10 protein-coding genes, 1 pseudogene and 2 riboswitches are annotated in these 16,754 nt (G+C 45.7%); of the genes and pseudogenes, 8 read left to right on the top strand and 3 right to left on the bottom strand.

Going from position 1 to position 16,754, the window contains the following annotated elements; translation table 11 throughout:
* Positions 1-102 precede the first annotated feature (102 nt).
* From FM037_RS23620 to FM037_RS23590, 7 genes and pseudogenes are all read left to right on the top strand, one after another.
* Positions 103-813 (top strand): DUF3581 domain-containing protein, encoded by a 711-nt coding sequence (locus FM037_RS23620; RefSeq protein WP_144048019.1) that lies wholly within the window; start codon positions 103-105, stop codon positions 811-813.
* A gap of 243 nt (positions 814-1,056) precedes the next feature.
* Positions 1,057-1,165: riboswitch (glycine riboswitch) on the top strand.
* An 8-nt stretch (positions 1,166-1,173) separates the two neighbouring features.
* Positions 1,174-1,305, top strand: a riboswitch (glycine riboswitch).
* Between the two features lie 147 nt (positions 1,306-1,452).
* A complete protein-coding gene (locus tag FM037_RS23615; protein ID WP_144048018.1) occupies positions 1,453-2,802 on the top strand; it encodes an alanine/glycine:cation symporter family protein in 1,350 nt (449 codons plus the stop codon).
* A 676-nt stretch (positions 2,803-3,478) separates the two neighbouring features.
* A complete protein-coding gene (locus FM037_RS23610; protein WP_144048017.1) occupies positions 3,479-7,153 on the top strand; it encodes an ATP-binding protein in 3,675 nt (1,224 codons plus the stop codon).
* The gene (locus tag FM037_RS23605) at positions 7,153-7,806 is read left to right on the top strand and encodes a hypothetical protein (protein ID WP_144048016.1); all 654 of its coding nucleotides are present in this window, start codon (positions 7,153-7,155) and stop codon (positions 7,804-7,806) included. The genes FM037_RS23610 and FM037_RS23605 overlap by 1 nt, the downstream gene beginning before the upstream one ends.
* A 1-nt stretch (position 7,807) precedes the next feature.
* Positions 7,808-9,028 (top strand): phosphoenolpyruvate carboxylase, encoded by a 1,221-nt coding sequence (locus FM037_RS23600; RefSeq protein ID WP_144048015.1) that lies wholly within the window; start codon positions 7,808-7,810, stop codon positions 9,026-9,028.
* Complete coding sequence (locus tag FM037_RS23595) at positions 9,016-9,891, top strand: DUF7281 domain-containing protein (RefSeq protein ID WP_144048014.1); 876 nt, start codon at positions 9,016-9,018, stop codon at positions 9,889-9,891. The genes FM037_RS23600 and FM037_RS23595 overlap by 13 nt, the downstream gene beginning before the upstream one ends.
* Positions 9,892-10,357: 466 nt before the next feature.
* Positions 10,358-11,640, top strand: a pseudogene (locus FM037_RS23590) (dicarboxylate/amino acid:cation symporter).
* Between the two features lie 89 nt (positions 11,641-11,729).
* Here the strand turns inward: FM037_RS23590 and FM037_RS23585 are convergent.
* On the bottom strand, positions 11,730-12,497 hold the full coding sequence (locus tag FM037_RS23585; protein ID WP_227992762.1) for a substrate-binding periplasmic protein: 768 nt from the start codon (positions 12,495-12,497) through the stop codon (positions 11,730-11,732).
* A gap of 221 nt (positions 12,498-12,718) precedes the next feature.
* Between FM037_RS23585 and FM037_RS23580 the strand changes: the two genes are divergently transcribed.
* On the top strand, positions 12,719-12,985 hold the full coding sequence (locus FM037_RS23580) for a hypothetical protein (RefSeq protein WP_144048013.1): 267 nt from the start codon (positions 12,719-12,721) through the stop codon (positions 12,983-12,985).
* 50 nt (positions 12,986-13,035) lie between these two features.
* Here FM037_RS23580 and FM037_RS23575 read toward each other — a convergent pair whose 3' ends face one another.
* Both FM037_RS23575 and FM037_RS23570 read right to left on the bottom strand, forming a co-directional pair.
* Positions 13,036-14,418 (bottom strand): sigma-54-dependent transcriptional regulator, encoded by a 1,383-nt coding sequence (locus FM037_RS23575; protein ID WP_144048012.1) that lies wholly within the window; start codon positions 14,416-14,418, stop codon positions 13,036-13,038.
* Complete coding sequence (locus FM037_RS23570) at positions 14,415-16,421, bottom strand: ATP-binding protein (protein WP_144048011.1); 2,007 nt, start codon at positions 16,419-16,421, stop codon at positions 14,415-14,417. Before FM037_RS23570 ends, FM037_RS23575 begins: the two co-directional genes overlap by 4 nt.
* Between the last annotated feature and the right edge of the window lie 333 nt (positions 16,422-16,754).

Below are 16,754 nucleotides of genomic sequence, written 5' to 3'. Positions count from 1 at the left end.
TGAGTTGGTTTTGAGTTAATTTAAGTCATCGGGTGAGTGTTTTATCGGATCTGATATAATATGTGCTGCTATTTTGTATCTCAACAGATTTATAGAGTGAATATGTTCTTAACACCTTATTTTAAAAAAGAAAATCAAACCATTACAGTGCTTGCCGAGCAGGCCAGTGATTTCGCAAAAGGCGTGGCTCAGGACTTTAACCCTATCCACAGCGTAGGGGCCAAGCGTTTCTGTGTGCCGGGGGATCTTCTTTTTTCATTGGTGTTAGGTGAGTATGGCTTGAGTCAGAAAATGACGTTTAACTTTGCCGGCATGGTCGGAGCAGGCGTTGAGCTGCAATTTCCCGAAACTGCCGAGCAGCAACTTGAGATCCGTGATGACAAGGACAAGTTGTATCTGAAAGTCGAACGCCTGGGAGATGTGAGACATTGTCAGACTCAGATAGAGTCATTTATTCGCAGTTATGTTGCTTTCTCTGGTCACAACTTCACCCATGTTTTAGTGCCCATGATGGAACAGCATCAGGTGATGATTAATCCGGCCCGCCCTTTAGTGATCTATGAGAGCATGTCTTTCGATTTGACTACCTTGGATTTCGAACAAGTGACTCTGTCATTGGTTGAACAAGCGCTTAAGATTGACGGTAAACGAGGAGATGTGACCCTTAAGTTTGAGCTGCATAGTGGTGATAAACTTGTAGGAACCGGCATTAAGACATTAGTGATGAGCGGTTTACGTCCCTATGATGCCGAGTTAGTCAAAGGCATGGTCGGCAATTACGAAAGCTATCGTACTGAGTTCGAGCAAGCTTAATTTTTAGTTATAGCTAATCTAAGTATAACTTTGCTAGTCATTATTTTAGAGTGCGGGTATCCAGTATTCGCACCTTATATTCAATAAATCATCACATCTTCTCGGTTGGTCAAGAAATCTACGTTCAACTTGTGGATGATAAAAGTGTGATCTGGCTACTTGTCTGCTTTATCTCATTAATGCATGCTGTGCCACCGCTAAAATAGCAGATAATATCAATCTCTATTTTGGCAATCCGTTCGGATGAAGGTAGCAGGAGAGTGGGGAATAGCCCCCACACCGACGAGGCAAGTTTAGTTTATTGAAAAATGACTGAACCACTCTTTCAGGTGCCAATTACGATTGGCGTGGACTGTTACTGGACGAGCCTCTGGAGAGATCGCAAATAGCTTTTATTTTATAAGGTTATCATGCGGCGCCGAAGGCGAAAGTGCCTAAGTTATCTACCCACTTAGACGCGAAACGCTCAGGCAAAAGGACAGAGGAGAGGATGACTGCATAGCCCTGTCGTTTGTCTCTATGAGAGTTAATTAGCACATGCTAATCTATTATCAGTGTTGCGTCCGGCTGCGGCGCGTTACAGCCATTTCTTGTTCACTTCCGTTTATTAATTTAGTTGTTTAATAATCGAGAATAGCAATGAATTTTGAATCACTTCTAGTTGAAATTAATGCCCTGGTTTGGGGGCCTATTACTTTGTGTTTATTAGTCGGTACAGGTTTATACCTCACCATCAGACTGAGACTTATCCAGGTGCTCTATCTGCCTCTTGCCTTGAAGCTTCTGTTTAAACCTGCCAGCGGAAAAGGAGATCTCTCCTCCTTCGCAGCGCTCTGTACCGCGTTATCAGCCACTATTGGTACTGGGAATATTGTTGGTGTCGCCACCGCGATTAAAATTGGTGGTCCGGGAGCTCTGTTTTGGATGTGGTTAGCGGCATTTTTCGGAATGGCAACCAAGTATGCCGAATGTATGCTCGCTGTTAAATACCGCACTACAGATGCAAGAGGTCGGATTGCTGGCGGCCCTATGTACTACATTGAGCGCGGTTTAGGACTTAGCTGGATGGCAAAAGTTTTCGCCATCTTCGGTGTAGCAGTAGCTTTTTTTGGCATAGGTACATTCGCCCAAGTTAACGCCATTAGTGATGCCATGACCATCGCCTTCGATGTACCTACTTGGGTGACAGCCCTTGTATTAACCTTGTTGGTGGCTGCTGTGACATTCGGTGGCGTGACTCGTATTGCCAATGTGGCTAAAAGGTTAGTTCCTAGCATGGCGCTAGCTTATATCATTGCTTGTTTGGGGATTTTGTTTAGTTTTAGTGATCAGATCCTACCGGCATTTGATCTGGTGATTACCTCGGCCTTTACTCCTATCTCTGCCGCAGGCGGCTTTCTGGGGGCTACTGTAGCGCAAGCGCTGCAAATTGGTATTGCCCGTGGGGTATTCTCTAATGAAGCCGGACTCGGTAGCGCGCCTATCGCCGCAGCAGCGGCTAAAACAGATGAACCTGTGGAGCAGGGGCTAGTGAGTATGACCGGCACCTTCTTCGATACCATTATCATCTGTACTATGACGGGTTTAGTGTTGATAATCACAGGCGTCTGGAGCGGTGATGCGGCGGGGGCGGCTATGACCAGCGCGGCCTTTATGGCGGGAAACTCTCCCATTGCCGGTCAATATGTCGTTACCATTGCCTTGGTTTGTTTTGCATTTACCACCATCTTGGGTTGGCACTACTATGGCGAGCGTTGCTGGTATTACCTCGTGGGCGACAGAGGACTTAGACTCTATCAGGGGTTATTTCTATTTCTGATTGCCGTTGGTGCCTTTATCAAGCTGGATCTTATCTGGCTTCTTGCCGATACCGTCAACGGATTAATGGCGCTACCTAATTTGATAGCCATCATTGGGCTTAGGCATGTCGTCTATGGTGAGACCATGAGTTATTTTGCTAAGCGAGATACTAGGGCGCTAGTAGTCTAGTTGAGGCTGATTTGGCCGTGTGGCTAAGACGACGCTACGCTGGTAGGGCTGAGATGATGCTGCGCTGGTAGGGCCGAGATGATGCTGCGCTGGTAGGGTGAGATGATGCTTCGCTGGTGGGGTGAGATGACGCTGCGCTGGTAGGGCTGAGATGACGCAGCGCTAGTTGAGGCTGAGGTGATGCTTCTTTGTAGAACCGGCTTTAGCCTGGAGTATAGTCGATGGATTGAACCTCGGGGCTAAAGCCCCTCCTACGGTGAAGCCCGTCGTCTTTGCTATTCATCCTGAACTCGTTTCAGGATCTCGCTTTTAATCGCCAACTTGTTGGCATCGTCTTTGATTTTCAGACGGAGTCGACATCATAGCTTCAATATCGTCTTGGTACTTATGGCGTAGCAACATCATAGCTTTATCTGGGCGTAGCCCTATCCGTTATTCAAAATTAATTGCGCTTTACTTAAGCATTTTTTTGATACAAATTAGCGTATGATCCCGCTTCTAAATACTGCAGCTGTTTGCGGGGGACTCCCCGATTGCCAAGCATGTCAGTTTGCTTTATTTTAGACTCTCAAAATTGAAACTGAATAGATTAGATTAGCCTGTTTATATCCCATATAAATCGGCTTTGTGGTGATCTGTTGCCGTCAATAGCGGCAATGTTTGGATAAGGAAAAAGATGTCAAGCTTGAATCGAATTGTGCTGATTAATACACACCTACCTGGCGTAGTTGAACTCGCCCTCGATGGACACACCAATATTTGTGGTACCAACGCCTCTGGCAAGACCACATTACAGCGTTTAGTGCCCGTATTTTATGGTGAGTATCCGAGTCGCGTCGTGCCTTCTACACGAGACAGTTTTGAGCGTTGGTATCTGCCCCATGACTCTAGCTTTATCATCTATGAATATAAGCGTGCCGATGGTCAGCTTAACCAAGCTGTATTGGCATCGGCTGGCGATGGTAAAGGGGTTAATTATCGATTTATCGGTAAAGGTTTTGAGCTTGATGATTATATTAAGACAAAGCATGGCGATAATATTCAATGCTTCACCATGGCTGAACTTGGCCGTGAGATGAAGCGGGCAGGCGTTGCTGTGACCAACTTACTCAACACGCGTGAGTTTAGGGCTATTATCCAAAACGATAGAGCCTTGTTGAGCACGGGGAGTAATCGCACTGAGCTACGCAATTATGCGCGTCAGTTCTCCTTGTGTGAATCAGAGTATTCCCTGCGTCATATTGAGAAACTCGCCAAAGCAGTACATTCGAAAGAGGGCAAGATGGAGACGATCAAATCGATGATCGCCGCTATTTTGGAAGAAGATGGTGTTAACCCGCCTAGTTCGCGCATTAATCCACAGCAAGTTGAATCTTGGATCAAAGAGAGCCAACTTATTCAGGGCTTTGAGCTTATTCGACCAGAATTTGAAAAATTAGAGCAAGAGTTCGACCAACTGCTCAGTACTGAGCAGCGGCTCGCCAGTTTACGTCGTGGTTACAGCAAAGATGAAACCGATGAAATTGAAAGGCAAGAGCATCACCAAGACTTGTCTAAAGCGCTAAATGCAAAGTTAAGAGAGCTAGATGACCATTGGAAAGAGCAGCGTGATGAGCTCAACTTAGACTTGTCGGCTGCAAAGGGTGATGTTGCTAAGTGCGAATATGAACTGGACTCGATAGAAGATCAACATGCCTCTTTTCAAGATGCTGAAATCGAACGAGCTAAGTTGGATCTCGAGCAGCTACCAAGCTGGCGTGGCACACTAGAAAATTTATCTGAACGACATAAATTACAAACCGAAAAGCACCAAGATATTGAGGCGGCTTATAACGCTCGCCGTAGCAAGATTGGTGAAGGGCTTAACCGAGAGTTGGAAAACTTGCATCAAGAGCAGGACAGTTTAAGGGAGTCTCGTGATAAACAGCGTGAACAAGGCCGAGCTGAGTTAGCTTCGTTAGAGAGTCAATGGCGTGAGGCCACTGACAAAGGGCAGTCTACATTCAGTGAGCAAGGGTATCAACTTAAGCTGTCAGCTGCAGAGCTAAAAGTGCGGGTGGATAGCGTAACTTACTTGGAAGAGGAAAAGCTGGCGCTAGCTATTTTCGATGAGCGAATTACCCGTGCAGATGAAGAGCAAGAAGCGTGTAATGCCAAGGTGGATCGTTTTACTACTGAAGATCGCAAGCTTCGCGCCAAACGCGATCAAGCCAATGAAAGCCTACGAGTAACTGGTATTCGTGTCACTGAACGTCAAAGTGAGCTCGAAGAGCTGCATCATATACTGTTCCCTCAGTCACACACCTTGTTGGAGTTTTTACGCAAAGAAGCTAATGGTTGGGAAAATACCCTCGGCAAGGTGATCAATTCAGAATTGCTGCATCGCAGTGATCTGCACCCCGTTATTTCAGGGGAAAACCTCGAAGCACTTTACGGTATAGCGTTAGATCTCAAAGCGATCGATTCACCAGAGTATGCAGCGTCTGAGCAAGAGCTACGGATCAAGCATGCCAACGCCGAAGAGTTGCTCGTCAGTGCTAAAGAGCTACAAACTGAAGCCGAAGGGCACCTGGTTGCGGTCAATGCTGAACTAGATATTATGGCCAGAGAGCTTACTTTCTCTCGTACAGCCTATAAAAATAGCCGCGATGATCTGCGTCGTTTATTTGATGATAAACGTGCAGAGCAGGAGAAGATTCAGCTTGCCTTGAACGAGCGGAAGTCGGTTTCACAAAAGCAGTTAGCACGACTTGATAATGAGTTAAAACAGTTAAAGCAACAACAGCAAGAGTGGCTGGAAGCACAAAAAGAGCAAGCGTTGGAAGCGCGCATGGAGAAAAATGCCTACTGGCAAGAGGTCGTTGGTGCGCTTGATAACCAATTAGGCCAGATTAAAGCCAATATTCAAAATAGGCGAGACCATGCTAAGAGTGAACAAAAAGCGTGTGAGCTGTGGTATAAAAATGAACTCAAATCTCGTGGGATTGATGAAGCTACAATCGTTGCACTTAAAACCGAAATTCGCACACTTGAAGCTAATATCAGTAAATCAGAGCAGCGTCGTAGCGAAGTGTTGCGTTATGATGATTGGTATCAACATACTTGGCTAAAGCGCAAGCCTAAGCTGCAAACAGAGCTGAGTACGGTTAAGCAAGCCACATTAGCATTGGAGCAGCAACTTAAATCTAAATCAAATGAGGTTAAGGCACAGCGTAGCGAGCTCGATGCTAAGCGTAAATCCTCTGATGCCGTGCAAGTTGAAGCCTCTGAGAATTTAACTAAGCTGCGAAGTGTGATGCGCAAACTCACAGAGCTAAAGCTTCCTGCCAATAATGAAGATGCCCAAGGGGGATTGAGTGAGCGCTTACGTCAAGGCGAAGATCAGCTGTTAAAGCGTGACTCATTACTAGGATCTGTGAAGCAATATGTGGAGCATTTTGATTCTGTTATTGCCAGTAAGTCTGGATCGAGTCTGTCAGAGACCTGGGAGCGTGCACGGGAAGAGTCGAGCTTTGTTAATGACAAAGGTATTAAGATCCTCGACTACCGCAAACTGGTCCCGCAACTGGAACAATTGCTCAATGTGATGGTGCCGCAATCTATGATGGCACTGAGAGAGCAAGGCCGTATCTTCGGCGTTGACTTGACTGCTTACTATGATGTGCTTGCCGACATAGATCGCCGTATTGCCACCCAAAGTGCACGCATCACCCGAGAGGTTGGCGAGGAGTTGTTCCTCGATGGTGTTTCTGAGTCTGCCGTTAAGATCCGCTCGCGTATTAGTGAACTTGAATTTTGGCCTGAGCTAGAAGCATTTGTCAAAGCGTTCCGTCAGTGGAAGGCTGATGGCTTTAGTGAGCTTCCGGGTGAGGATTACACTAACAGTATGCGTCGTGCTATCGACATCATAGGTCGCGCCGCGTTATCTGGTGGTATATCAAAACTGCTTGAAATTGAACTGCGCTTAAAAGAGGGTAATAGTGACCTTATTATCCGTACCGATAGACAGTTAAATGAATCCTCAAGCCACGGTATGGCTTACCTTATTCTGTGTAAGTTCCTGTTGGCCTTCACACGCCTATTACGCGGACGTGCTGATGTCACTATACATTGGCCCATAGATGAACTTGGGACCTTACACCACAGTAATGTGAAGAAGATATTCGATGCCTGCGAAAACAACAATATTTCTGTGTTGGGCGCCTTCCCTAATCCCGAGTCTGAGGTACTTAGCTTGTTTGCCAATCGCTATATCATTAATAAGCAGACTAAAAAATTGCAGGTTGTTAAACCACAAATTAATCCTATCGCCGAAAAACTTAGCAAGCGACTTACTCAGGAGGCGGTGTAATGAGTCAAGTAACCGAAACCACGTTAGTGGGTACGAGTGCGCTAATTGAGCGTTTATTAAAAGGTCAGTTTATCTGCCACACCACAGATGAAGATGGTTGGCGAGCTTTGAAAAATCCCGATACCCGTGAGCGAGTCGAGACTTATTTGAATCAGATTAATCGCACTATCGGATCGGCGGGTGAGGGCGAAGTCTTCTTCTGTGGTTATCAGCAGTTGGGTGACAACGAACGTAAGGTGATCTCGTCTCAGTTTAAAGATATTTGTAATGCGCTTATTCCGCTGGTGGAGTGGCTGGTTTTAGTGCAAGAGGGCAGCGGCCAAGACGCCCCTTTGTCTGAAGGTATCGCAGTGCGACTCACTGAGTTGCAGACCCGTATTGAAGACACTCCAGCTTTTCGTGAGCAACTGGCCAAAATAAGTCATTACCGACTCTTTGGATCAAGCAGTAGTAATGTTGATGCACAGATTAAACTGGTCTTTAAGCGTTTAGTGGAGCTGGGTTACTTAATTAAACCTAATGTTGAAAAGCAGATCTTTATCGCCACCGGTAAGCTCGATTATCTCTACGAAGTTATTCGTTTTATCGATGAAACCGAAGGTTTGAGCTTAGAGGCACAAGCCGAAACCGCAACCCAGAGGGATCTGGTTTAATATGAGTAATAACTTACATCAGGCTGGGGTTAAATTACTCAAACAGCTTGGCAGGCATGCAGAGCTGGTGATGGATGTTTATTTATCAGGCTCTGTATCGGAAGATGAGACCAATGCTGCAGCCATAGAGAAACTGCGTAAAAGTGATATTTTATGGCGTCCGGAAGCTGAGCAAGAGTTAAGGCTAAAGCGTTCGGTACGTGCACTGCTTGAAGAGGCATTGAGCGATGAGCGTAATCGCCAAATCGACTCGAATGTGGGTAGCTCATTGGCCAGTATTAAAACCTTAGCCGCGCATTATAAAGAGGCGCGTCATAATATTGATTATGCAGCCTCCGAGGCTTATCTCGCTGATTTAAGCGAGCATGTGTATAGTTTTGCAGACGGACTACGATATTCGATTCGTGTGCTCTGGAGTCGTATTAACAACGAATTTGGTTATGTCGGAACGATTAATGCCAAAATTCGCGAGAATGAATTAGCACAGAGTCAGGTGACTGAGTTACTCAATGGATTGGAGATGTTCCAATTTAGTGAGTTGGGTGAGATTGCCGGTGATATTCGTGAGCTAAGAAAACTCTTGGTTACAACACTACAGGAAACCTTGAGCGATTGTACTCAGGAATTAAGCGTGGTGCAGGGGCGCTTGCTTGAGCTGTTAGGCCGGTTCCGTCAAATTCGTGGCCGCACACGCCTGCTTAAAGGCTGGTTGCTCTATACCGACCTTCATCCTGACTATAGCCCAGCCGATCATGTTAGCCATAAGCAATTACCCGTGTTGTTTAATTGTGCCGAGGCCCTGCTTGCTCCCGCATCTGTCGACGTACATAGCACCTTATATGAACCTGAGCTGTTTGACATCGTATCGAGCATTAAGCGTATCGACAGGCTTCATGCTGGGCTAACCCACGTTGAACAAGATATAACACTGTCGCTAAGCCAAGCCGAAGACTTCGATATTCCCGATAACCCACTCAAGCTCGCCGTTGATGAGTATTTTTGTGCTGTGATTGATTCTGGCAAGAGCCAATCAGCACTCGAGTATTTAGATGAGCAAGCACTGGAATGGGATCGGGAAAGTTGGCTGTATCAGGTCATTTGCGGTTATGAAGGACTACCAGAAGAGCATAGACAATATTTCGAACTCGAAGCGATAGGTGAGCCTGATCCTGTGTACAGCGGTAACTTTGTTATTCGAGATGTTGAGCTGTGGCTCGCTTAACTAAAATTCATGTTAATTTAATTAGCAATGCGCTGAGAAAGCGCAGCGCTAAGGTGCCTTATAACCCAAATTGGCAAAAGATTTTTTCTGAGCTTGAAGTCGGCAGCCTGGATGAATCAGCACGGAGTTTACTGTTTAGCAAAGCGCAACTGCATCAGCTTAATGAGATGTCAGCAGCTTACTTTGGTGGGGAACTGCTGACGACCTCTTTTGAAGGGACTCGCGCAGAAGTCGCACAACATAGTCGCTTTGAAAAGTTGGCGACGATCACTCCAGATGAACAGTATGTGCTGATCAAGCCTCAACCTTTCTACACTGGAATAAGTGCTGAGTGTTCGCTTAGAGTCCCGTTGGGTGAAATAACCAAGTTACTAGAGTCACAAGCTCAAACTATGACTCATATCGTCATAGTGGAGAACCTTGATGTATTTGACTGTTGGGATGGCTTCTCAGTTGAAGCCGCACTAAAACACGCTCTAGTGGTGTACCGTGGCCATAACTCCTTAGCCAAAGGCGTTAAAGGCTTGCTGCAGCGATTACCCAATAGGATTGAGGTCGTTGCGTTTGTCGATGTCGATCCCGCAGGGATCCAAATTGCGCTAACAACACCTAATGTCACCCAGATTTTAGCCCCTGATATTCAAGAACTTTCATTGATCATAAAGTCATCTAGCTCAAGCGAAGATTTTGATATGCAGCATCAGCAAGTCAAATATATGCAACAGCATCAGGATGGTTGGCAAGTGATTCAGCAGTTTATCATCCAACAAAAAATAAGCATTAAACAGCAACATCTACTTGCTTTTAAACTTCCTTTGATAATGCACAACAGGACCTCTAAGTACAAGCCTTCTACTAGCTAACTTAAAATATAACTATCGAATATTAGTCGTCACTGCAGTAGCTTTAACTGCTTTTATTTTGACCGATACTTATAATAATCATCTTTAACTTTACACCTGTTTAGTTTAACTGTTTGCTTTATGCTCATTTACAGGTCAAGTATTCTATCTTTACACTTGTATGCGGTCCAATGAACTGCCCTTGTCGCTGTAGCGTTTTGTTTTGTGTTAACTGTTTGGTGGTAATGTAAGTTTTTGGATTCGCGTATGTGGTTTGTTTTTCTTTATGTGTAAGTCATCATGGTAACTATATCTAGAGTTGCTTTTTTGTAACTTTATTACCTTGCTCGAATATGGTTGAAATTGTATCCAGCATGATTCACTATCTGTCCCCACAAGTGGGATAGAACCCCAAAATATAAGCATCGACATAGGTGCAAATTAATAAAAGCATACATAAAAGATATGCTGAATCGAAGGCAGGTATATGACTAAATCACTTTCATCACGGATCTTTATTGGTCTGTTTTCCGGATTAATTTTCGGTTCAATAATTCAATATCTTCTTGGGGATGTGAGTTTCTTCTCCGGCACTGTGGTCGAGATATCTTCTGGCGTGGGAACTATGTTCGTCAGCATGATCATGATGCTGGTCGTTCCTTTGGTGTTCGTCAGCATAGTATGTGGCGTTCTCGAACTAAACGACCTGAAAAGCTTCGGTCGTCTGGGTGGTAAGACATTCGGCTTCTATATTATCAACACCTTAGTGGCTATTTTTGCGGCTTTAGCCGTGGCACTATTGATTCAGCCAGGTTTAGGTGTCGACATGTCCGGCGGCACTGGCGCGACAATCACAGCCACCGAATTGCCAAATCTGGTTGAGCTAATCGTTAATATTGTGCCTAGTAACCCGGTTGCTGCGTTTAGTTCGGGTAACATGTTACAAGTGATATTCATGGCCTTACTTGTGGGCGGCGTACTCAAGTCTTTAGGCAATGCAGCTCCCTTATTGGTTCAAGGGTTCCAGGAAGGTAATAAGCTGATGATGAAGCTGATCACTGTCGTGATGCAGCTGGCTCCAATCGGTGTTTTCGCCCTGATGCTGAAGCTAGGTGCAACCTTAGAGGCGGAGATTTTTCTCAGTGTCGTCGAGTATCTGGTTGTCATCTTAGGCTTGTTATTGTTGTGGATTTTCGTGGTTTACCCTATGGCCGTTGGTGCATTCACTTCGGTCTCGGCTAAAGAGTTTCGCACTAAGACGCGTGAGCAGATCTTGTTTTCACTCTCTACGGCGAGTTCAAATGCAACGATACCTGTGACCATGCGCACCTTGACTGAGAAGCTAGGTGTTAAATCTTCCATCGCAGGGTTTGGTGTGCCGCTCGGAGCCACCATGAACATGGGGGCGTGTCTATTTATATAACCATAGCAATCTTCTTCGTGGCGAATGCTTTTGGTGCACCAATTGCGATGGAGCAGCTACCTGCGCTGTTATTCAGTATCTTTCTTCTCTCTGTTGGTGCTGGCGGCGTCCCTGGCGGCGGTATGGTGATGATAGGTGTGCTAATTCATCAGATGGGCTTACCAGTCGAGGCTTTTGCCATCGTTGCCGCGTTAGACCGTTTAATCGATATGGTGCTGACTTCGTGTAACGTCGTCGGTGATGCTGCAGTATTAACCATAGTCGATGCGACCGAGCAGGGTTATGAAACCGTCAAGCAAGCCGCCTCGGCTTCTGAGTCTCAGTTACAAGAGACTAAGCAGGTTTAATCGATATAACTTAAATAATTTAAGAAAGCCCATAGACCTAGCTAGTAAAGCAGGTCTATGGGCTTTTTTATTGGGCTGATTTTCGTGCTTCATTGGTATTGAGACAAGATCTTGTCATAGCGACTCTGACTACCTTCAACCTGAGGGCGTTTAAGCTTGTCGATTGCATCTTGGAAGCTTGCGACGAGTTTAGGATCTGTGTCTTTGCTAAAAGCATAGAAGAGCTCGCTTTCCTTAAGGGTAAAAACAGATGTAAACCGATTATTGGGTAAGCTTGAATTTGCGATATACCAACGAGCGACGTTTTCTTCGTAGGCCCAAAGTTGTATTCGGCCCTTACTCAGCATTCTAACTAAAGACTCTGCACTATGAGCTTGTCTGATCTGACTGAGTGGAAAGCCACTGGAAAGTAGTAACTGCTCACCAATATCATCTTTTATCGTGCCAATGGAATATTGTGCAAGCTGCTCTATGGATTGAATGTTTATCTGCTCTTCAGTTAACGCGATTAAGACTATTTTTGTGCTTGTTATTGGCCCTGCCCATTGAAAAAGTGGCTCCCGTTCTTGGGTTCTTGTAGTTGAAAACAGTACACGGTTCGAGCCTTTGAGTATCATCTTATAGGCTCTTGGCCAAGGAAAAAGACGGATGTTGAGATCTTGAGGCTTGTGACTTGCCTGCAATAGAGCTGCATTGAGAAGGTCGATTGCAATGCCCTTGAATTCACCGTCTTCTATATAGTTATAGGGAGGGTATGACTCGGTGAGATACTCAAGCTTTGCTAGATCTACGGTATGCTCGGCAAAAGCCATTTGAGAAAAAAAACAATATAGGCAGGCTGACATCCAAAATTTCATAACTGCGTCAGTTAATAAAGTTCTTCGTTAAGTGTAGCAAGTCTATCGCTATTAGATTTACAGCTTTTTTAGAGATGGGTTATTATCTTGTATTAATCTAAGTTCGATTTTGTTATCTAGCTCGTATCAATTTGTCACACCCTGTGGATGAGCTGTAATTTTTGGCGCACTCCCTGTTACCTTAATTACTACTGAGTTAATAAATAAGGTTAGGATGACCGATGAAACTTACTGTTTTTATTCTCTGTGTATTGTTAATTTCCGCATGCTCTTCCAATGATTTATCTCATGCCAGCTGCGATTTTGTTTCTGGGGCTGCGGAAAACGAGCGACAGCGTGAACAGGGCCTAAGTAGTCCTGGGGCGCGTGATATACAGGCTGATAGTAATAAACGAACTCAAGATACCAGTGTCGGCTTTTTCAGCATACTTGCCGGGGCACTTAGCAGGGCATTATCGAGTGACGACGCCGATACACCTTGTTTATAGGCCTGTATATTCGATCTGAGGACCAGTATTTGATGATTGTGCATTAAAAATCATCTTTCTTTCGTCATTCGCCTGCTCAATGCGCTTTGGCTAATACCCAACATTCGGGCCGCGGCAGTCTGGTTGTTGGCGGTGCGGCTCATGGCTTCGTCTATTAAGGCTTGACTCATTTCTGCTAATGTCGGTAACTCTTTTGGGAAACTGATTGAATCTTGCGGTTTAATGACACCGTTATTTCGCTCGTTCATCGCCTCCATAAAGGAGGTAATATTAAGCTGTATACCGTCACTGCGGCTGACTCCGTCAAATACCATGCCCTTAAGTTCATGCAGGTTTCCGGGGAATTCATAATCTGCTAATTGGCTGGCTAAATTTCTCGGCTGCTGTGGCGCCTCTAATCCCATTTCATTTGCTGCTAAGTTGATGAAGTGGTTGATCAGCATAGACAGGTCGAGTTTACGTTCCCTCAATGGTGGCAGTTTTATCTTATGAGTTGTTAGCCTGTAAAGCAGGTCACTGCGAAATTTCCCTTCTCGATTGAGGGCGAGCAGATCATGTTGAGTCGAGGCGATTATCTTACAATTGACCGGGTAGGGGCGGTCACTTCCCACCGGATAGTATTGTTTGTGTTCGATGACATCGACCAGCTTTGCCTGAGCCTCTAAGGGGAGGTCGCCAATCTCATTGAGATAGAGTAAGCCTGTGTGGACATGGTGCAGGGCTCCAGCCTGAGCACTGACCTGACCATCTGCATAGCTGGTGATTTTTCCAAATAATTGCAGCTCAAAGGCATCATAGTTTACTCCTGCAAGTGTGATATTAATAAAGGGTTCATCGGGGCAGGTGAGCTGATGGCAGGATTTAGCAAATTCATCTTTGCCTGTGCCGCTTTCACCACAAATAAGAATGGGCTCAGGGCTCATGGCAACGGCTTCGAGATAACTGAATTGATCCAGCAGTGCAGGTTCGCAGGTGAGAATGTTATTGAATGCTTGGGGCTGAGCTAAGGTACGGCTGAGAAAGCGCTCTTTTATCATCAGATAGTTACGTTCGAGCCCGACGACTTCTAATGCCCTACGTACGGTGCGGGCAAGGTCGTCGACATTATCTGTTTTGATAAAATAGTCATAGGCTCCATTTTTAATACAACGAACGGCAGTATCGACCTCATTGACCCCTGTGACTATGATCACCCGAGTCTTAGGGGACTTACAGCGGATCATTTCCAATAGTTTTTCACCCGAGTGAAAGGGCATGGTTAAATCGAGGAGCACCAGGGCATAATCATTGAGCGACAGCCTGTTATCCACTTGTCGACTGTCGACGCAGGTATCTATTTGGGCTTCGGGAACAAGGCGATTGAGTGTGATGGCTAAGCTTCTGAGCCAGGAAGGTTCATCATCGACCAAGAGGATATTTCTTGCTAACTTCACGTGTCTTGCTCCAATGAGAGTAATTTGAGTGTCTTGATTGAATCAGATACGGATAAAAATTGAATTTTGATACAGGTTCCCTGGCCGAGGCGAGAACTGAACTGCATCTCCGCCATATGCTCCTTGATAATGCGGCTACAAACAGACAGGCCCAATCCGCTGCCGCCACAGGATCGTCGAGTGGTAAAAAATGGCTCTGTGATGCGCTGCAGCGTGGTGCTGTCCATGCCTGTCCCCGTATCCCTGATGGTTAAGCTGACCCCATCTTCCGATGTGCTGGTTTCAATGGAGATGGTGTCACTGTCGGAGTCATCTCCAGTGGCTGGTTTACATGCGTGACAGGCATTTTGGATCAAGTTGATTAATACCTGATGTAGCTGCTGAGCATCACCCATGATCATAGGTGCGGGCTCATTTAACTGAGTGCTGAGCCTGAATATCTTGGTCTGATTAGCCGTTAATCTCAGGGAAACCTTGACCACTTGGTTTAGGTCTAATAACTGATGCTCTGTGGTGATTGTCGGTAAGGCATAGCGTTTGAGATCGTTAACGATACGACTTATTCGCTTAGCCCCTTCCTCTATGCTCAAGCTACTGAGTTGTAGTTCCGTCATGGCGCGATTTGGCTCTAGGCCTGCAATTAACCAGAATGGATTCTGTTTTTGATAAGCATCCGTGGCTTGTTGTAGATCTTTGAGGGCATGATTAAAAAAGGCAATGGAGTGGATGATGATCCCCGTTGGGTTGTTGATCTCGTGTGCGATCCCGGCAGATAACTCTCCCAATGAGGCGAGTCGGCTGGCCTCATCATTGGCTTGTCTGAGGTTATGCTGCTCGGTAGCCTCCTCCAAGAGGATGACGGCTTGATCATTTCCTATGGGGTGGATCTGTATCTGCCAAAATTGAGTGCGATAGGCCATATCGGCTATCAATGATGTTTGGTTATCCAACACTTGGACTAAGGTGCTGTTGAGCTGGAAAGTGTCGCCATGAGTAAAGTGGAGCTCTGAACTGGTCAACAATTCGTTGTTATTATCGTTACTCCAAAGGCGCTTACCTTCACGATTAAATAAGGTGACGCCGTGTGGGATGCCATCGAGTACCGATTGAAACTGTTTAGAAAGGCTGGATATCTGATGTTCAGCGCGCTTTCGTTGAGCCAGCTCAAGGTTGAGGGCTAGGGTCCTTTTATGTAGGCTGCGACTGATGTAGCCGGTAAGCAACATGCCTAATGCCGAGATGACGCTGACTAAGATGGCGAGCCAGAACATTCTTTGCTGAGTATTGGACAAGTCGACCTTCTCGCGGCCTGTGCCAAACCACTTATTCACTAAACGATCGTATTCCCCGGACAGTTTAAGCTGCCTCAATGCATCGTTTATCTCGGCCATGAGCCGGGCATTTTTATGGTTGCTGACAAAATTAAATGCGCCATAGATCAAGGGATCACTCGAACTTCTTATGGATGGGTAGAGAGGTTGCAAGCGTCTGGCAACGAAGTTCTCCGCCAGCACCACATCGACATCTCCTGAGATTAACTGCTGAAAACCGGTTTCGTAGAGATCGACATCGACTCGCTGAAACTCCTGCGCTTGCCCTGAGAGGTACACATCGACGAATGCCCCCTTCTTTATCGCCACACGTTTGCCTATAAGATCGTGCCAGCCGTGGACAAAGGCTTTTCCCTGTAGTGTGTAAGCCTTGGCATGAGTGGCGTAGATGGGATCGGATTGACTGAGTTGCCTGTCTATGGTGATAGGGCTCACGACCGCAATCACATCGATGGGACTGGTGTCGTCATGAACATCTGCTAGCAGTTGTTGAAATGTCTTGCGCCTGACAACAATGCGTTTACCTGTCATCTGGCCGATGCGACTCATTAATTCTAAATGAAATCCCTGATCGACGCCGTTGTTGCGCCACTCCAATGGCGCCGTCTTAGAGTGGACACCAAAAATGATATTCTCATCTGTCTGCCAAGCCTCAACGGTAGTGCTAAACATGGAGCATAGTAGGTAAAGTAGGCCTGTTATAGGGCATAGGTATTTCATGGGCTGAGATTAGCATGAGAAGCTTTGTTGGAACTGTGTCATTAGCCTCGATTCCAGACATTTGTTGCTAACTTTGGTCACTTGTTCGGGGTCTGATTTAGCCTATTACCGCCTTCATCAATAATGTGTGATCTCTGCCTCTATCTCTCATGCAAAATTGCATAACAGGCTGTGAATTTATGCATCCTTGCATGGCGTCAATATGACCCTGTGAAGCGGATTATATTTCTGTTTACTCAGTAAGAGTTTTGCTTGATAGCCAGTAGTCAAAGGCAGAAAATTGAC

This window comes from Shewanella psychropiezotolerans, from assembly GCF_007197555.1.
GTDB lineage: Bacteria > Pseudomonadota > Gammaproteobacteria > Enterobacterales > Shewanellaceae > Shewanella > Shewanella psychropiezotolerans.
Note: the sequence above shows the minus strand (reverse complement) of the source record. Positions and strands in the feature narration are given on the sequence as shown.

Excerpts from the sequence above, each read along its gene's own strand:
- FM037_RS23620 (WP_144048019.1), top strand. The coding sequence starts at position 103 with ATGTTCTTAACACCTTATTTTAAAAAAGAAAATCAAACCATTACAGTG.
- FM037_RS23615 (WP_144048018.1), top strand. The coding sequence starts at position 1,453 with ATGAATTTTGAATCACTTCTAGTTGAAATTAATGCCCTGGTTTGGGGG.
- FM037_RS23610 (WP_144048017.1), top strand. The coding sequence starts at position 3,479 with ATGTCAAGCTTGAATCGAATTGTGCTGATTAATACACACCTACCTGGC.
- FM037_RS23605 (WP_144048016.1), top strand. The coding sequence starts at position 7,153 with ATGAGTCAAGTAACCGAAACCACGTTAGTGGGTACGAGTGCGCTAATT.
- FM037_RS23600 (WP_144048015.1), top strand. The coding sequence starts at position 7,808 with ATGAGTAATAACTTACATCAGGCTGGGGTTAAATTACTCAAACAGCTT.
- FM037_RS23585 (WP_227992762.1), bottom strand. The coding sequence starts at position 12,497 with ATGAAATTTTGGATGTCAGCCTGCCTATATTGTTTTTTTTCTCAAATG.
- FM037_RS23580 (WP_144048013.1), top strand. The coding sequence starts at position 12,719 with ATGAAACTTACTGTTTTTATTCTCTGTGTATTGTTAATTTCCGCATGC.
- FM037_RS23570 (WP_144048011.1), bottom strand. The coding sequence starts at position 16,421 with ATGTTTAGCACTACCGTTGAGGCTTGGCAGACAGATGAGAATATCATT.